The organism is Arthrobacter sp. PAMC 25486, from assembly GCF_000785535.1.
Taxonomy (GTDB): Bacteria; Actinomycetota; Actinomycetes; order Actinomycetales; family Micrococcaceae; genus Specibacter.
On sequence record NZ_CP007595.1, the window covers coordinates 2,836,134 to 2,854,109 of the forward strand.

9 protein-coding genes and 2 pseudogenes are annotated in these 17,976 nt (G+C 58.5%); 8 read left to right on the forward strand and 3 right to left on the reverse strand.

The genetic code is table 11. The annotated features are described in order from the left end of the window. Positions 1–8: 8 nt before the first annotated feature. From art_RS13010 to art_RS13060, 8 genes and pseudogenes are all read left to right on the forward strand, one after another. Positions 9–548 carry an NUDIX hydrolase gene (locus art_RS13010; RefSeq protein ID WP_173425238.1) on the forward strand — a complete coding sequence of 180 codons (540 nt, stop codon included), beginning with the start codon at positions 9–11 and terminating at the stop codon, positions 546–548. Between the two features lie 127 nt (positions 549–675). Beyond that, on the forward strand, positions 676–2,577 hold the full coding sequence (gene murJ, locus art_RS13015) for a murein biosynthesis integral membrane protein MurJ (protein WP_052136498.1): 1,902 nt from the start codon (positions 676–678) through the stop codon (positions 2,575–2,577). A gap of 133 nt (positions 2,578–2,710) precedes the next feature. Next, positions 2,711–4,084, forward strand: a complete 1,374-nt coding sequence (locus art_RS13020; protein ID WP_038470115.1) for a hypothetical protein — start codon at positions 2,711–2,713, stop codon at positions 4,082–4,084. Between the two features lie 88 nt (positions 4,085–4,172). Then, positions 4,173–5,153 carry a thioredoxin-disulfide reductase gene (gene trxB / locus art_RS13025; protein ID WP_052136503.1) on the forward strand — a complete coding sequence of 327 codons (981 nt, stop codon included), beginning with the start codon at positions 4,173–4,175 and terminating at the stop codon, positions 5,151–5,153. An 18-nt stretch (positions 5,154–5,171) separates the two neighbouring features. Then, positions 5,172–5,498 carry a thioredoxin gene (gene trxA, locus art_RS13030; protein WP_038465477.1) on the forward strand — a complete coding sequence of 109 codons (327 nt, stop codon included), beginning with the start codon at positions 5,172–5,174 and terminating at the stop codon, positions 5,496–5,498. A gap of 602 nt (positions 5,499–6,100) precedes the next feature. Beyond that, complete coding sequence (locus tag art_RS13035; protein ID WP_162182057.1) at positions 6,101–8,155, forward strand: HNH endonuclease; 2,055 nt, start codon at positions 6,101–6,103, stop codon at positions 8,153–8,155. A 155-nt stretch (positions 8,156–8,310) separates the two neighbouring features. Beyond that, positions 8,311–9,708, forward strand: a pseudogene (locus tag art_RS21710) (IS481 family transposase). A gap of 2,383 nt (positions 9,709–12,091) precedes the next feature. After that, positions 12,092–13,301 (forward strand): annotated as a pseudogene (locus tag art_RS13060) (IS110 family transposase). 452 nt (positions 13,302–13,753) lie between these two features. On the opposite strand, the gene art_RS13065 reads toward art_RS13060, so the two are convergent. The 3 genes from art_RS13065 to art_RS13075 form a co-directional block, all read right to left on the reverse strand. Continuing rightward, positions 13,754–14,236: an N-acetyltransferase gene (locus tag art_RS13065; RefSeq protein WP_157875259.1), complete on the reverse strand. Its 483-nt coding sequence runs from the start codon at positions 14,234–14,236 to the stop codon at positions 13,754–13,756. Between the two features lie 1,543 nt (positions 14,237–15,779). Continuing rightward, positions 15,780–16,787, reverse strand: a complete 1,008-nt coding sequence (locus tag art_RS13070; protein WP_038465489.1) for a ParB/RepB/Spo0J family partition protein — start codon at positions 16,785–16,787, stop codon at positions 15,780–15,782. An 88-nt stretch (positions 16,788–16,875) separates the two neighbouring features. After that, positions 16,876–17,925, reverse strand: coding sequence for a ParA family protein (locus tag art_RS13075; protein ID WP_253901353.1), 1,050 nt, complete (start codon positions 17,923–17,925; stop codon positions 16,876–16,878). Positions 17,926–17,976: the final 51 nt, after the last annotated feature.

Consider the following 17,976-nt stretch of genomic DNA (forward strand, 5'->3'; position numbering starts at 1 on the left):
TGGACTCCATGGTTCACCCAGTGCCGCGCGCGCCCAAGAGGAACCCGTTGCCGCCGGCAATGGGCGCCCAGGGCATGCCCGCCGCACAGCCGGTCCCCAGCCAGCTGCCCACCATGGAGGAAGTCTCTGCCGGCGGTGTGGTTATTGAGATGCACGACGGCGGACCTCGGGTTGCGATCATTGCGCGCATCAACCGCGGTGGTCGGCTTGAGTGGTGCCTGCCCAAGGGTCATCCCGAAGGTGCCGAGACGCATGCCGAGGCTGCTGTCCGGGAGATTGAGGAAGAAACCGGGATCGCCGGGGACGTGCTGGCCCCCTTGGGCAGCATTGATTACTGGTTTACCGTCAGCGGCCACCGGGTGCACAAGACAGTCCACCATTTCCTGTTGCGGGCAACAGGCGGCTTTCTCACCATTGAGAACGACCCCGACCACGAGGCCGTCGACGTGGCGTGGGTTCCCTTGGATGAGCTGGCGAAGAAGCTCTCCTTCCCCAACGAACGCCGCATCACCGACCTTGCCCGGGAATTGCTGCCCGTGCATTTCTAGGCGCTGCCATTAGGCACTGCCATTTCTAGCCACCACCTTTTCTAAGCAGCCGTTCCGCTGTCACCGGCGCACCCCATTCGCCACTGTTATCAGCGCTCCTCAAGGCTTGGGTGAGATGATGGGAGAGATGTCTAACGAAGAACGGGTTCAGATCCCGCCAAAACCCACCGCAGCGCCACGGGTGGCAGCCCACCTGCTCAGCATGGACACCTCAATGCTGGCAGCCGTGCAGGCTTCCCCGCATTCGGCCATGCAGGCGGACCCGTACACCCAGTCGCAGTCGCTGGTGACCGATGCCACCGACGGAACCGCCGGCCGTGCGCCGTCGTCCGCTGCAGGAACAAGCGCTGACGGAACAAGCACCGGCAGGGAAAGTACCGGAGGGACAAGCGCAGCACGTTCCGGCGCCTCCATGGCCATCGGGACACTGGCATCGCGCATTCTGGGTTTCATCAAGGGCATGGTGCTGGCCATCGCCATCGTCGGCACCCCGGTCGCCGACATCTTTGAGGGTTCCAACTACCTGCCAAACCTGATCTTTGTGATGCTTGCCGGCGGCGTCTTCAATGCGGTGCTGATTCCGCAGATCGCCAAGGCCAGCAAGGATCCGGACCGGGGCACCGAATTCATTTCCCGGCTGCTGACCATTGGCATTCTTGGCCTGCTGGGCCTCACTGTGGTGGTCATGCTCCTGGTGGTTCCCATCATGGGGCTGACCATGTCATTCACGGGCAGAAACATGGAACTCGCCATCACTTTTGGTCTGTTCCTTTTGCCGCAAATCTTCTTTTACGGCCTGTATTCCCTGCTGGGCCAGGTGCTCAACGCGCACAACGCCTTCAAGGCCTACGCGTGGGCGCCGGTCATCAACAATGTGGTGGCCATTGCTGGACTCCTGGTTTTCATTGCCGTTGCCGGCAGCGCCGCAGCCACCCCTCACACCGTGGAGAACTGGACCCTGGGGGAAACCTGGATGCTGGCCGGCACGGCCACCCTGGGCATCGTCGTCCAGGCCGCTGTGCTGATCATTCCAGTGCACAGGCTGGGCCTGAACCTTCGCCCCAAGTTTGGGTTGAAGGGCACGGGGCTTGGCTCAACCGCCAAGATTGCCAGTTGGACCATGGGCACCATGATCATCGGCAATTTGTTCTTCCTCGTCATCCTGCGGGTCGCCACCATCCCGACGGGCGGGGACAGTGAAGCCGCCCCACAATCCGACGTTCCTGGCATGTTCGTATTGAGCCGCGCCACCGAGCTGTACATCATGCCGCATTCGATCATTGCCCTGTCCATCGCCACGGTGATGTTTACGGCCATGGCCCATGCGGCTGCCAGCAAGGACCTCTCGGGGGTGCGCAGCTCGCTGTCCACGGCACTGCGCACCACCGGCATCGCCACGGTGTTTGCCGGCATCGCGTTGGTGGTGCTTTCCGGCCCCTTTGGCATGCTCTTCTCCGGCAACCAGCCCGACGTCGGCCGGCAGGTGGCCATCACCCTGGCCATTCTTGCCATCGGAGCCCCGTTTTACAGCATCAATTTTATCCTTAACCGGGTGTTTTATGCCCAGGAGAATGCCAAGACGCCGTTCATTATTCAGTGCATCATGGTGGGGATTGGTTTATGCACGGCACTGGCTGCCAGCCAGCTGCCGCATGAATGGATCATTTATGGGTTGGCGCTCAGCTACACCATCAGCAATGTTTCCGCCCCGATCATCAGCCATTTCTTCCTCCGCGCAAAGCTCGGTGATTACGGTGGTGGCCTGATCCTGCGGGCGCACATGCGCTACCTGATTGCTGCCCTGGTCGCCGGCATTGCAGGCGAAGTCATACTTCGCTTCTTTGGCAGTTCCACACCTGAGGGATTCATGTGGTCATCCATTGCCGCCTCCGCAATAGTCTTGGCGGTGGTGGGCACCGCCATGGCGATAATTTATATTGTTATTCTCAAACAATTGCGTGTCGCCGAAGTGGATGCCCTGTTGAATCCCTTGCTGGCCAAAGTTCGCAACCGCCTGCCATCCCGGTAGTTGAGTTTAATGTCATTGCGGCGAGCCACGGCTGCAACCGTGGTGCTTGCAGTGTTTTCCTATAGAATCAGTCAAAATATGGCTTTGTGCGAATACCCAGCACAGGCCACCCTGTATGTAAGAGGAGGAATTGGTGCCACAACCTATTGATGTGGGCTCCATCCTTGGCGGTCGCTACAAGGTGACTGGCCGTATCTTGGCTTCCGCCGAGAACGACGTCATTTTGGATGGCCTGGACCAGGTACTTAACCGGCCCGTCAGCATACTGGTCTCTGCTGTTGATAATTCAGCACATCTGACGCAAAGTGCCCGTGAAGTTGCCACCGGTGCACGGGTATCCAATGTTTCAATCCTGGACCTGGGCGTCCAGGACAATTCAACCTACTTGATCGCGGCGCGGACCACCCCTGCGGACCTGCTTGATCTTGTTGTGCCCACCGAGCCAACGGATGATGTCTACCAGGAGCCGTTCTTCACCGATACGCTCGGCACTGAAATCTTCGGTGCGGCACGTGATGCTGCACCCGGCGGCGGCGCCTACGTCTATGACGACGACTCGCCCTTGACACCCGCCAACCCCCTCCCCAAGGTGCGCCAGGAGCCGGCTCCGACTCCTCCACCCACGGCAGCGGTGACACGATCCACTCAGTCCGGTGCCGCCGTCGTGCCACCTGCAGCGCAAAAGACACCTGCCAAGGTCACGCTCTGGGATGACGCCGACTACGGCTTCATCAATGATGACCATGACGAGCCTGCCGCCGAAGCCGAAACCCACCGGCCAGGAATATTCCCGGCAGAGTTGCGTGAAGCCAGTGACGATTACGCCGATGAGGAAGTGTACGAAGACGACGGCAATGCGCCACGCATCAGCGGCCGTTGGCTGACCGGCGCCATCGTCAGTGTGCTGCTTATTGTCGCCCTCATTTTTGCCGTCCAGCACATTGGCGGCCTGTTTGACGGTTCCAACCAGGCGGGCAACACCACCTCCGCGCCGACCGGTGAATCAACCAATGCACCCACCACCGAGGCCCCCGTCGAGCCAAAACCGGTGGCTCCGGTGGTCACGGATCTGACGGACATCACCGAATACGCCCCGGGCGTGCCGAACTACGGTGAAACGTACTTCCCCCGCCTGAAGGACGCCATCGACGGCAACACGGGCACCTACTGGCCCACCGTAGAGTTCTCGAACGCCGAATTTGCCGGCATGACGGACAGCATCAACCTTGTTGCTGCGCTGGCCGAAGAGTCCACCATCAGCTCGGTCACGATCAACCAGCTGACCGGTTCCGGCGGCCAGTTCAACATCTTGACCAACAGCAAGCCGTCACTTGAGGGCGCCACGAAGATCGGCAGCGGCTCATTCAGCGCCCCCGAGTTCACACTGACTGCCGCCCCCGGAGTCAAGGCACAATACGTCATCATCAACTTCACGCAGCTGCCGAACCTGGCACCGTTTGTGACGTACCCCTTTGGCTTGAAGATTTCTGAAATCAGCATTAAGTAGCCCTCGCAGCACCGGCGCGGAATAACCGCGTTCCCGCGCCGGTTGTGGATAGCGAAGGTCCCGTTGGGCTGCCGTTGCGGTTCAATCAATGAAGGAAGAGGAACACCCACCCGTGAGCACTGAAGTTACCCCCGCAAGCGACGTTCGTGATGTCATCATCGTTGGTTCCGGCCCCGCTGGTTACACGGCGGCCATTTACACCGCCAGGGCGGATCTGAAGCCTCTCATGATCGCTGGATCTGTGACGGCCGGTGGCGAGCTGATGAATACCACCGACGTGGAAAACTTCCCAGGCTTCCCCGATGGCATTATGGGTCCTGACCTCATGGAAAACCTTGGCCAGCAGGCTGAAAAGTTTGGTACCGAGGTGATGTACGACGACGTCACTTCAGTCGAGCTTGAGGGTGCGGTAAAGACTGTCACCCTGGCCGACGGCCAGGAATTCAAGGCTCGCACCGTTATTGTCTCCACCGGATCCGCTTACCGCGCTTTGGGTGTGGAGGGCGAGAAGCGCCTTGTTGGCCACGGAGTCAGCTCCTGTGCCACCTGCGACGGCTTCTTCTTCAAGGGCCAGGACATTGCGGTGATTGGCGGTGGCGACTCAGCCATGGAGGAAGCCATCTTCCTGACCAAGTTTGCCGATACTGTCACGGTTGTACACCGCCGTGACACCCTGCGCGCCTCCAAGATCATGGCCGATCGGGCCTTGAACCACCCGAAGATCAAGTTCATTTGGAACTCAGAAGTTGTTGCCGTTGATGGTGAAGCCAAGGTCACTGGCATTCGCTTGAACAACCTTCTGACGGGTGAAGCGTCTGAACTTGCCGTCACCGGCGTATTCGTTGCCATAGGCAACGATCCCCGTGTTGACTTGGTCAAGGGCGTGCTGGAACTGACAGCTGCCGGAACCATTGCAGTTGAGGGCCGGTCCTCCAAGACAAGCCTGCCCGGCGTATTCGCTGCCGGCGACGTCGTTGACCCCACCTACCGCCAGGCCATTACAGCAGCCGGATCAGGATGTGTTGCCGCGTTGGACGTGGAGCACTTCCTGGCCGAGCAGGAATCCTAAGAGAAAGTAGAGATTGCCATGAGCAACGCCAAGAGCGCATCAGATGCAACATTCGATGAGTTGGTCCTGAAGTCAGAAAAGCCTGTCATCGTGGATTTCTGGGCAGAATGGTGTGGGCCCTGCCGCAAGGTTGGTCCCATCCTGGACGAGATCTCCGTGGAGCACTCGGACAAGGTCGATGTCGTCAAGGTGGACGTCGACGCCAACCCGGCGATTTCGGCCAAATACGGAATCACCTCCATCCCTGCCATCTACCTGTTCGAGGGCGGGGAAGTTAAGGGCACCGTCATTGGCGCCCGGCCCAAGCAGTACATTGAAAAAGAATTTGCTGATTTCCTGAAATAGATTCTTTCGCGAGGCGCTCCTTGAGAGCAGGCGGCCCTGCGCATTGAACATCAGTTGGGTGTGGACCGGACAATGTCCGGTCCACACCCATTTAAGCCTGGAATTTCGCTTCCCCCAGATTGATTCTAAGCGCCAAAAACGTGTGCCGACATTCCCTAAAATGGACCACATCGGGTGTCCGCCAGGCCCGCTTCCGGTTGGTTCCACGTGAAACCGTCGACGCCAGTGTAAAACCCCCTGCTATCTACCGAACCCGTGCGCCAGTGGATACACTTGGGAGTCTTAGAAACTATGTTCTGGAAGTTTACAAAACCTCTTGTGACACCCGTTAAAACGCTCTATAATGAGATATGGGCGATTCACAGGATTTCCCGAACGATCGGGATGCTTCATCCACCACAGCCTCTGTGGCGGACCTAATCGCTGCTCTGCACCTTCCTTCCATTGAACCGCTTGCCTCTGACATTGCAGAAATATCCTCCCTCCCGCCCTTGCCGGAACTAGGCAACGCCACATGTGCCGCTGGAGTCGGCGGGGAGGGTCAACGCCAGGAAGGCCCCGGCTGTCAACTTGATGCAGCCCGCGTCCTCATGGACAGCTGCGTGGATGCCATTGAAGGACTTAGGTGGCACCAAAACCGCTGTGCCGCTTTCGCTGCGAGATTGATTGAAAGGCTGCGGTCCGCTGTTGCCCTGGAGGGCAGCATCCTGTCCCTGGATCTCTGGCAGCAGAACAATTCACTATCCGGCATGGAAGCCGAGCTTGCAGCCATACTGCAAATCCCTGAAGGGTCCTCGAGCAGGTTAATGGCCCAAGCCACCACCCTTGTACGCGAACTGCCAACCACCATGGAACATCTTGAGTGCGGCGAGTTGGGCTGGGAACATGCCGTCATCATCGCTGAGGAAACCACGCTGCTGCGCACCTCGGGCATAGCAGCAGAGAGCATTTCAGCGTTCGAGCTTCTGCTTCTCGGCAAGGCATCGAGGTCCACTCTCCCCAGCTTTCGGGAGAAGGCCCGCAGACTGCGTGAACGCCGCTACCCGGAGAGCATCGTCCCGCGCACCCGCCGTGCCTATGCGGACCGTCACATGTCCAAGAGCCACGCGCGGGACGGAATGTCATGGCTCAGCTTCTTCGCACCGGCACCCACCGTTGAAGGTATTTGGGATCAGTGCACGACCACCGCCCAGGCGGCTCAGGGGCCCCACGAGGAACGGACACTCACACAATTAAGAGTCGACGTCGCAGCCGCAATGCTCCTCAATCAAAGTCTTGCGGACAATCAGATCTATGCACCCGCAGCCACTCCCGAGCCTGCCCCCGCGGCGTCTCCCGTGCCGTCTGAAGCCGCTCCAACTCCCACCAACCCAGCCGCATCTCCTGTGGCCTCCGCTGGCGACCGTCAAGAGTCGGCCTGCCAAGAGTCGCGCGCATCAGAGGCAGTGGACGGTGACCGAACGCCTTCTGGTGGAGTCCCCTCCGGTGCTGAAATTGCTGGGGCTGCTGGAACCAACGAACCTGCCATACAGCCTGAATCCAGCGCCTCCTCGACACCGGCATTTGACGCGGAGTCATATTCTATTGCGGTGGATCCCAAAACAGCTCCAGGTAGCCTCCCCGTTGATATTGACCGTCGTGAATGGTTCTACCCACCTTGGGCCATCCCTGTCTTCCACGACCCTGACTACCGTGATCCCAGTTTCAGGGAGCCCGACGTCCGGAACCTACCCGATTGGATACCCAACGCGAAGCCTCCGATTCTTGTTCCGTTGCCAACAGAGCAGCCAGGCAAACATCCCATCGACAGCAATGAGGTTCCTAGGGCTTGTCCGTCCTCCAACGAGGCGGTGTGGCCGCCGCTTCCCAAGGTTCTGCCCATCTTGCTGGTCCCCGCATTGTCCATGATTGGAGCAACAGATGAGCCGGCTTGGATGCAGGGTGCTGGACCGATAAGCATGGAGGTGGCTAGGCAACTGATGTCTGAGTCGTCGAGCATGTACCGGATCTTGGTCGATCCCGTATCAAATGAGCCGTTGAATTCCGCTCCCGACTCCTACAGAATCACCAAGGCAATGCGCACCATGCTGACCATCAGGGATGAGTACTGCCAGTTCCCCGGCTGCATGGCCAAGGCAAGCAGTACCCAGATTGACCACATCAAGAGCTTTGAGAGCGGTGGCAATACTACCTTTGACAACCTTGAGTGCCTCTGTCTTCATCACCACCTGATCAAACACTTCAAGGACGATAAAACACGCAACGGCCAGTACCGCGCCAATCAAAATCCAGAACGCCAACGTGCAAGTCTTCGGGGATGGGTGCCACGTATGGAAAGCTCGGGACGTGTTTCATGGACGTCGCCAACTGGCAGGAACTATCCCGCTGCGATCAACGACAGACCACTCATGCAATTTCCGCAGTGGCTGCAAAGGCTCATCAGTGAAGCCCTCATCGCAGACTCCCCTGATGCATCTGAAATCGGCTCCCCTTGCCATCCAGAGGACCTGCACTGCATGTCAGATGGAACTCCAGATGACTGCCCGGAGGAACCTATCTGGTTCCGACCTACAAACGAGGATGAGTCCATCCTCAGTCAGATGGCAGTGGAACGAGCTTTGCAAGACCCGACCTTAGGGTTGGCTGAAGCATCATAACTACCAATATCCCATGACATACCGTATTTGGTAACAGTTGCCACGAGACTGTGGATGTGCTCTCTCAGGGCATGGCTGACGGGATCTTTCAAGACATCGTTTACTGGTAGCAAGGATGATGGCCGGGTCCGAGCTGGCCGCGAGATCTCTCGATAATGGGGGGGTCAAATTCCTTATCGGCGTCGATCCGCCGTCAGATCATTGAGTTCACTCCGGACCCGCCAGATGCTGCTGTGAGTATCTCAGAGTTATGCAAGCGATTGGGCATCAGCAGGCCCTCCTATTACAAGGTGAAGAAACGCTACATCGCTGAGGCAACAGGGCCCTCTACCCGCGCTCAAGAGCGCCAAAGACTCCTGCGAGGGGTTCATGGGGACCAGACCAAGGCGGTGGTCCTGCGGCTCAGTAAACGCTTGGCGCAGTCTGGCTGGGACAACGGCCTGCAGTCGATCTGGTTCGAGGGTGTGGATACTGACGAGTTCGCCGGGACCATCCTCGCGGTGGCAACGATCGGCCGAATCCTTGCCGGGGCAGGGATGACGAAAACCATTCGGCGATAGCGTCCGCGTAGTGCCTGGATGCGTTTCGACAGGTCGTTCCGGATGGAGAAGTGGCAGCTTGACGGGATGGAATATCGCCTGTTTGACCCGGACGGTACGAAGGACTTGGTCTATCAGATGCTTGATGACGGGACGTGCTTTGATGTGGGTACGCAGTGTTTTGCCCGGCTGGAAAACGGTGAGGACGCCTTCGCCGTATACGGGCCCCATAGGAGCTCTTAGGTGACAACGGGGTGACTTTTAACCAGGCCCGCCGCGGGGTCATTGGCGCGACTGAGATGTTTCTGGCCAAACACGGCTGCCAAGGGATCACCGGGCGTGTCAGGCAAACGCACAGACTCAGGAGAAGAACGAGCGCAGCCATCAGACCCTGGTCAGGTTCCTTGACGCCCATGCTCCGAAGCGCCCAGAACAGCTCTCCTAGCTGCTGCTCCAGTACAGGGGGCATTGCAACTATCGGCGCCGCCGCCAGCCGTTGAAAGCTGGCAAGTACCTACCTCACCCCGGTCAGGCGTGGGAGGCCGGGGAACATCGCGGCTCGTACGGAACCCCGATCGACATCGCCGAGGGCACGCCATCGCGACCGCGTACAAGGACAGGAAACTGGCCCACGACGCCGCTGAATCACTGGATGGAACGAGCGACGGGGAAGTCCCAGCCCTGGATCAGACCCACGACGTCTTGCCCGCCCAGAGGCGGGATCAGCCCGAGGACGTGGTGGAGATTCGGCGGAGCAACCCGCAGATCTGTTACCGCGGCCGGATCTTCAAGGTTCCCACCTATCTGGTAGGCACCTACCGGCTGGTGGCCACGGCCACCGGATTCACCCTGTTCAGCAGCCACGGCGGTAAGGAAAGCATCTACTTCCCACTGCCGGTGCGTGTCGCCTCGAGCAAGCGGCTGGTGCCGTTGTGGCAGGTCTATGGCACCAGGATCCGTGGCCCAAACCCGGCATGGGTGCAGAAGAGAATCGAGTACGAAAAGGATCATTAGCCGACCGATCCCGCCGCTTGACCGGAGGGTCCAAACCGATGCACACGGCGTCAACGAAGTGATGAGTTTGATTGTCAGCGATGTGTTGAGGCCGCGTATAGAGGAAGTCATGAGTTCGTGTGTAAACAAAGAGCCGAGTGGTTACCCCACGAAGCAGTGGATCTTGTTTCACGTGAAACAGGATCCACAGTGGCTCACGACGACAAGCAATGGCCACACCGCCAGCAGGAAGCGTTTGTGGTCATGACTGTTTTATCGTGGGTTGCCTCCGCAAGGGCACAGCCTCGTTCCTTGCGTGGGCACAGAACGCTTTGGAGATGTCCACGGTGTTTGGCCTACTCTTTCCGCTGTTCAAGGACTTGCCAGCTGCGCTTGTTTGCGACCTCCGTGAACACGAACCACAGAGCGCCGGTACAGACTGCTTCCTGTCCTCGTACGTCTCGCATTGACCCGGTTCTGGCCAAGCGCCACCAGCCGCACCAAATCAGAAACACGGGACTGACTGCTGGACCGTAGGCAAAAACATGGGAACCATCCGTCTTGGCGCCACGCATCAACTTTGCCGTTTCGCCCATATCCTCTGCCAAATCGATGGCATCGCGCCTGCTCGTGTTCTCGCCTATGCCCATACCCAGCTTTGCGCCGTGGAGGAACACCAACAGAAGAGCGTCGGACAGTAGTGGCTATGGCTCACTCGGTAACATTCTGGATCCCCGTAAGGGAGATGCTGGTCCTCAGCGGCAATGGCGGTGGCTCCCACCGACCATGCCATGTGGTCCACAACCTCGTGAGCGCTCACCAAGGCGGAGCATCTGAACCGACCCGGGAGACCACGTTGCCCTCCAAAAAAAGGCTATCGTTCTCTTGAAGCGCGGGAGGTGAACATCGCCCAGCTGATGGACGACTGCCGGGTTCCGAGAATCTCATCACTCATCTTTGACCGTGAGGTTTCGTCCCGGATTCATTATGGAGACCAAACTCAGAAATGGCAGCGATAGTTGATTCAGGCAGGTACTGAGCTGCACGGCAGCATCGTGGAACGAACGGGCCGCACCACCGTCAACGTAATTCAACACCAGGCGCTCCACCTTCTCTGGCACACTAAGGGCGCACATCACTGCCCGTCAGGACTTGGCTGTGCTCCGCGGCGGAGTGGCGTTGTACGTCGCATTGGAGGACGCTGGGTAGTCAGGTTGCCTGACGCTGGGGGTTCTCGTCGGCCTCTTGACGTTCTTCGTTGGCGGCGTCAAGCTGACGATGGACCCTTGATTTGGCATTTGGTCGCTGATCTTAAATGAGGAACTAGACCGGTGTCAGTTTCTAACGCCGCACCAGTTTCGTTCTCACGCGAAACGAGCCGCGCTGTTGCTTACGGAAAGCCACGATCTGCCCGCTGTCGGATCTCAGGTCCTTTCTGGAACTCTTTCCTGACAGACCTGTCTGCCCGGCCGGCCACGGTTCTCTGAAACCGGGAAGTTTCGGGAGGCAGTGAGACATCAGTTGTCAGGTGCAGCAGCCGAATGGCGTGGCCGCTCCTGCACTGAGGACGCGCGTCGTTTGAAGGTGCTACCGCAGCCCGGATCAATGGCGGCTTAGCTGCGCGAGCACGGTGCCTCAGCCACGATCATGAAGGTCAGGCTGGCGAACACGGAAGACCCTATCGAAGCGGGACCGTTCGAGAATGCGCCTTCTCGATTCGGTGTGTCACCCGGGCAGGACCAACGCCTAGTACACCTTCGCCCTGCCCGGGTGACACACCGAATCAACAAGGTCCAGCCACTTCACATCCGCCCGGCCCAACCAAATCCTACTGCCAGGAAGCCCATACAGCCCGGGAGTTTCGCGAGCAGAATAGACGAGGCACGCAGTATTCATCTCGAAGGCACGTTGCTACGAGGCACCCCGGCCCACGGCATACAAAGTGAATCATCCACAACGTTCGAGTAATGGAGTGTGTGTCATGTGAGAATTGTTCACGCAATGTCTGCTGAATATCCGACGCCCACTCGACTCGCCGGCCAACCACAGGAATATCTGGCGAACGACATTCTACGGCTTTGACGAAGTCCCAGTGACAGACCTCGGGCCGTCCGCAAGCCTGTACAGAATGCAGTGCCTGCCCAGCTGCTTTTCTAAGCGCCCCAAGGGCGAGTTAGAAATAGGGGTTGTTGGCCTATCAGTACCGGCATGGTTCAGTCCCCCAGTCGTTGATGATCCGGGGGTGTTGTCACCGGGATTCGATAGGCGTCAGGGGATCGCTAATAGGGACCGGACCAGTACAAGGCAACATCGTGCAGGTCAGCCGCAACCAAAGATGCACGAGCCTTGCCGCCGTAGGACATGCCAACACCGGAATGCACAACACAATTTCTGGAGGTTTGCGTTGATCAAGAACCATGAATCCATAGACGCCTTGATCGGTGTTGACGTTGGCAAAAGCAATCACCACGCCATCGCCATCAACCGGGCCAGCAAGAAACTCCTCGACCGGGCACTGCCCCAAGACGAGGCGAAACTCCGTGCCATCATCAAGTCCGTCGCCGGTAAAGGCGCCGTACTGCTCGTCGTGGACCAGCCCTCCACCATTGGTGCACTGCCCGTCGCCGTGGCCCAGGCCGAAGGCATCCTGGTCGGCTACATTCCAGGTCTGGCGATGTGCCGCATCGCCTATCTGCACCCCGAGAAATCCAAAACTACCCGAGACGCTGCCATTACTGCTGAAGCGGCCCGGTCCCTGCCGCACACCCTTCGCTGCATCGTGATCGCGGATGAGCAGGCCGCGGAGCTGTCAATGCTGTGCGGCTACGATGACGACCTGGCCAAGCAGGCCACGGCCGCTTCGAACCGGATCCGGGGCCTGCTCACCCAGATCCATCCCGCCCTGGAACGCGTCATCGGGCCCCATCTGGACCACGCTGCCATGGCCGAGCTGCTGATCAAATACCCGTCTCAAATACCCGTCCCCGGAGAAGCTCCGCAAGGCCGGCCAGACTAGGGTCGCCACCTTGCTGACCAAGCATGCCCCGCGGGCCGGAAAACGCTGGGCTGCAGAGATTTTCACCGCCTTGGGTGAGCAGGGTGTGGTCGTCTTCGGCACCCGTGCCGCAGGCATGGTTGTGGCCCAGCTCGCGTCCATGCTCAAGCAGCTGCGTAGTGCCCGGAACGAGCTCCTCACCACGATCGAGGCCGTCGTGGAGGCCCACGCTCTTCACGAGGTCCTGACCTCCATGCCGGCCATCGGGGTCAGGACCGCCGCACGCGTCATCACCAAAGTTGCCGGCAAGGAATTCCAGTCCTCAGGGCGTCTGGCCTCCTACATCGGCCTAGTGCCGGTGACGTGGCGATCCGGGACTTCAATCCGCGGCGACCACTCCTCAAAAAAGGGCAACAAAACCCTGAAACGCGCGTTCTTCCTGTCCGCATTCGCGACGTTGAAGGAACCGCTCTCACGCGCCTACTACGACAAGAAACGCGCCGAAGGCAAGCGGCACAATCTGGCCTCGATCGCCCTCGCGCGGCGACGCTGCGACGTCCTCTTCGCCATGCGCCGCGACGACACACTCTACGACGCACCAGCACTCGCAACCACATAGCCACCAGCTACGGGAGCGGCACATCATTTCGGGAGCCAGAAATTATCCGCAACACCGTCGCCGGCCAACGAGGTTCAGGGGCCGACCTGCAGGACTGGTGGCTCTGAGTAGCCAATATACATCCGACCCAATCCAGTGGCGCAACTTGGTCCTTGCCGTTGCCAACTTCGCCCGGATCGGGTACTCGGACGACGACAAACAAGGCGGCCAACACACAGTTGGTGTCACCGCAGCAACCCAGTTGCGCTCCGGTATCCCGCCGATGGAAGCGCTACATGCAGTGTCGCCCGAGCCGTGGCGATGTGATCATGCCTGAAGTCGCCCCATAGTCAACATGGATGCCACACCCGATGATTCCCAAGGCGCCGCCCCGATTTTTTGTACAGTTTTCCCAAGAAAGGCAACATGCCCTGCACCGCGGCAGCCAATACGGCGCAGGCCGAACATGCTTCCTACGCCTGAACAGACTCCAATGACTTGCTCATCCTGATTGATGTCGTCTGATAGCCAAGGGACTCATACAGTTCCCGGGCAATCACGTTAAATCCAAACACGTGAAGTCCCAGGGTTTGACCACCCCTGTCTCGCACTTCTGTTTCTGCCAATTCCATTATTTGGCGTCCGTAACCGCGACTACGGAACCCTTCTGTAACTGCGATGTCCCAAACCCACCAAGCCGAGACGGGACCATCGTTCTCTGGGCCAATCCACACGTAACCAACTGCCGATCCAACTTCAGTGACGGCTTTGCGAACCACGTGGCCGTCCTGCACACGCCCGTCCGGAAAGAGCGAGGCGAAGGAGTCAACAGCCGTTGCCCTGGCCAGTTCCGGCTGCTCGCCGCTCTCTATGCGATCTGCAATGTAGTCATCGAGGCTAGAGGATATCCACTCCTGCAGTTCGGAATCTTTCATCGGTGCCAGTGCCAGTTTCATATAAGAAGTCTGCCACGCGGAAGTCAAGGTTGCTGATCCAACTTGGCCTTCGCACGACAATGCCTTGCATGGATGGCTCAGAGGATACATCTGGTTTCTCGTGCCTGTGGGAGTTAGTCCGTGCACCAGTTCCCGCACGGCACGCGTAGCTCTCCCCTGGCACCCCTCAGCAGTGCCCTCCAGCCGGCGTCAGGGAGCCCAGGCGGGTGCTGGCGACTCCTCCGACTGCTTCGGTCACCCAAGGTCTCCTGCGGAGCACGTAGCAGTTGGGATGATTGCGTCCCAGAAGCTACTGAATTCAACCTGATGCTGGATGTCCACTGCAACTTGGAACTGATCATTGGTGGCGCCTTGGATTGATCATTCACGGCAGCCGGAGGGTCGGGCCGCGGCAGCCTCCAGACCGGCGAGACACGTACAGAGACCGCTGGAAGGCCACCCCGCAACTCACTGCCTTACCTGTCAGGCGAGCTCCATTGCCGGCTGATCCCGGCGGCGTATCAGGGTAACCGCGATCTGGCGGTTCCGTTCGTGGCCGGCCCGCTGTTGGCACTGATCCTATGGGGCCGTAGTGCGCCAAGGCAGTCCGGTGCCTGTGGGAACAGTATGGGACGCCGTGGGAGCCGCCGCAGCGCGGAACGAAACATTCCAGGCTCGTTGCCGCCCGCGGTCAAAAGCGCTGCCGGACACGGCCAGCACATAATTGCCGCCCGGGTCAGTTTCAAGTCGCAATTTACAGTTAGACGCAGTATCTCGGGTACCGCCGGTTGGTGACCAATAAGTCCAGTGCCACGACTCCCCTGACTGCCGAATCGACAGGCTTGATTCGGCAGCTGTCCGAACAAGTCAATTTTCCCCCTTGGGGTTCGCTGTCCGGGTTGAGTTGATAGCACCAGGAATGAGGCAGGCGGATATTCAATACATTGAATGGGCGCTTTAGGCCGCCCCTCTCTATCCTTTTTGAACTGGCGATCCCAACTAATAGTCCCGCGCAAGCGCACCCCTGACCTTCCAAGGGGCACGCCCCCTGGTCATGCCCGCAGTGAACTCGGCCGCGGGCTGGTGCGGGGGCACCTCAACTGAACTGGGGGCATCTGTCGCAGCTTGTCCCGAGCGGGATCCATTTAGGCATTAGTGACATGCAGGCGGTTTGGAAAAGCCAAAGAAACTATCGAAATCCCCTCCGTTTGTACCATAACGGCTAAACCAAGCGAGCGGTGCGCCCATGGAGCACACCCTCAAGACTGCATACCCCATCCACGTCCCGTTTCACGTGAAACGTTGCCTGCAGGCCAGGGGACTGTTTCACGTGAAACGCTCCCCTTCGTGTTGAAGGGCATTTTCAACTAGGGGTCCGACGATCATCCTCATTATCAGGTACTCGCCGATCACGCTGAAGAACGGGCTCCCCTGAGTGAATTATCCCCTTCGCGAAGGAAATCTTGAACTAAACACTGGAGCTTAGGATCGTTCCTGGAGAAGCGTCATTAAAAGAATCTGGCGGTGTTTCACGTGAAACACCGCCACACCCAGCCTTCGGTTCCTATTTACCGCCGGGACTCAATACGTCCATGATGCGATTGAGGTCTTCAACCGATGCGAATTCAATGCTGACTTTACCCTTGCGTGCGCCCAATGAAATCTTCACGTTGGTGTCCAACCTGTCCGAAAGCGAGCTTGCCAAGAAGTCTAAGCGTTCATGACGGGGACTGGGCTTCTTGGTTGCAGCCTTCTGACCGCTCAGCGGAGCCTGATAGAGCTGAACCGCTTCTTCCGTCGCACGAACAGACATCCCTTCGGCAACAATCTTCTGCGCCAATTGCTCCATTGCCTCAGCAGCGGGCAACGCCAACAATGCCCGGGCATGTCCCGCAGACAAAACACCCGCGGCAACACGACGTTGGACAACCGGAGGAAGCTTCAGCAGCCGCAGCGTATTGGAAACCTGCGGACGCGAGCGTCCAATCTTGTCAGCCAGCTGTTCGTGTGTTGTGCCGAAATCTTCCAGCAACTGCTGGTAGGCGGCAGCCTCTTCCAAGGGGTTTAGCTGGCTGCGATGAAGGTTTTCAAGCAGGGCGTCACGAAGCAGATTATCGTCCGTGGTTTCACGAACAATAACCGGAATGGTTTCCAGCCCCGCAGCCTGGCTTGCCCGCCAGCGCCGCTCACCCATAACCAATTCATAGGGCTGGTCTCCCTTCTCCGTCGATTTCCGCACCACAATAGGCTGCAGCACACCGATTTCACGGACTGAATGGACGAGTTCGGCCATGTCGTCTTCATCAAAGACCGTACGTGGCTGTTTCCTGTTCGGATGGATCTTTCCCACAGGAAGTTCCATGAACGTGGCGCCGGGAACGTCAACCAACTCAGCCGGTTCCGCCAGCTTCTTGGTCGTCTTGGAGGCCGCAGCCGGTGACTTTCGTCCCTTAGGTTCGGGAAAGAAGAGGTCCACAGGCCGTGTTGGCTGAGAGGACCCTGTCTCGTCGCCCGAAGAATTGGGGATTAACGCTCCCAAACCGCGGCCAAGACCCCTGCGCTTGTCAGTCATTGAGACATCCTCCGTTGAATTAGCCCCAACGAGACTGGGGCCGGCTGAACTTCATTGTAAATGGCATTGTGAAGCAAGGATTGCATATCTAGCCTACTGACCGTTCGGCCAGTTCTGCTGCTGCTTCAAGATACGAAAGCGCCCCGGTGGACGATGGGTCGTAAGTCATGACTGTTTGCTGGTAACTGGGAGCCTCAGAAATCCTCACCGAGCGGGGAATCAGGGCTTGCAAAACCTGTTCGGGAAAGTGCTCTCGGACATCGGCCGCAACATGTGCGGCCAAATTCGTACGCCCGTCGTACATAGTCAACAAGATAGTGGAAACGACAAGATCAGAATTCAAGTGCTTTTGAATCATCTCGATGTTTTTCAGCAACTGACTCAAACCCTCCAGTGCGTAGTATTCACACTGAATGGGTATCAAAACCTCGTTGGCAGCGCAGAACGCATTGACTGTCAACAACCCCAGACTCGGTGGGCAGTCAATAAAGATGAAATCAAGGCGTTGTTGACCATTTTGTTCGCGAAACTTCACATATTCTGCAATGGCCCGGCGTAGTCGTTGCTCTCTGGCAACCAGTGACACCAGTTCAATTTCAGCACCGGCGAGGTGAATGGTTGCGGGGGCGCAGTAAAGGTTGTCAATATCCGGGCACTGCTGGACCACTTCGGCCATGGGGAAGTCATTGATCAAAACATCATAGATACTGTCAATCTCAGCGTGGTGCGGAACACCCAAGGCCGTAGATGCATTTCCCTGTGGATCTATATCGATCACAAGAACGTGAAGTCCTGCCGACGCCAGTGCAGCTGCTACGTTAACCGTAGTCGTCGTCTTGCCGACCCCGCCCTTTTGATTCGCAACCGTCATGATACGCGTATGGTTCGGGCGAGGCAGTTTCCGGCCCAGAAGCCGCTCGCGGCGCTTGGTTTCATTAACCAGCTGGCTCGCGATGGGGCTACTGTCATCAAAGTCGTCATCCAGAGGACTCGACTTGGCTTCCCCCGTTTCACGTGAAACATTGGCGCCGCCGCCGACGTTATCAACCGATTTAGGTTGATCGAAAGCGTTAGAGCGTGCAGATCCTAACGTCATGAACGGAGGGATCCGTTGCGAAGCTGCTTCGCTACTGGTCACGCTGACACTCTCACTTTCCTGTGGCGATGGTTGCCAACCTCTAGCCTATCG

Excerpts from the sequence above, each read along its gene's own strand:
- art_RS13010 (WP_173425238.1), top strand. The coding sequence starts at position 9 with ATGGTTCACCCAGTGCCGCGCGCGCCCAAGAGGAACCCGTTGCCGCCG.
- murJ (WP_052136498.1), top strand. The coding sequence starts at position 676 with ATGTCTAACGAAGAACGGGTTCAGATCCCGCCAAAACCCACCGCAGCG.
- trxB (WP_052136503.1), top strand. The coding sequence starts at position 4,173 with ATGAAGGAAGAGGAACACCCACCCGTGAGCACTGAAGTTACCCCCGCA.
- trxA (WP_038465477.1), top strand. The coding sequence starts at position 5,172 with ATGAGCAACGCCAAGAGCGCATCAGATGCAACATTCGATGAGTTGGTC.
- art_RS13065 (WP_157875259.1), bottom strand. The coding sequence starts at position 14,236 with ATGAAACTGGCACTGGCACCGATGAAAGATTCCGAACTGCAGGAGTGG.
- art_RS13070 (WP_038465489.1), bottom strand. The coding sequence starts at position 16,787 with ATGACTGACAAGCGCAGGGGTCTTGGCCGCGGTTTGGGAGCGTTAATC.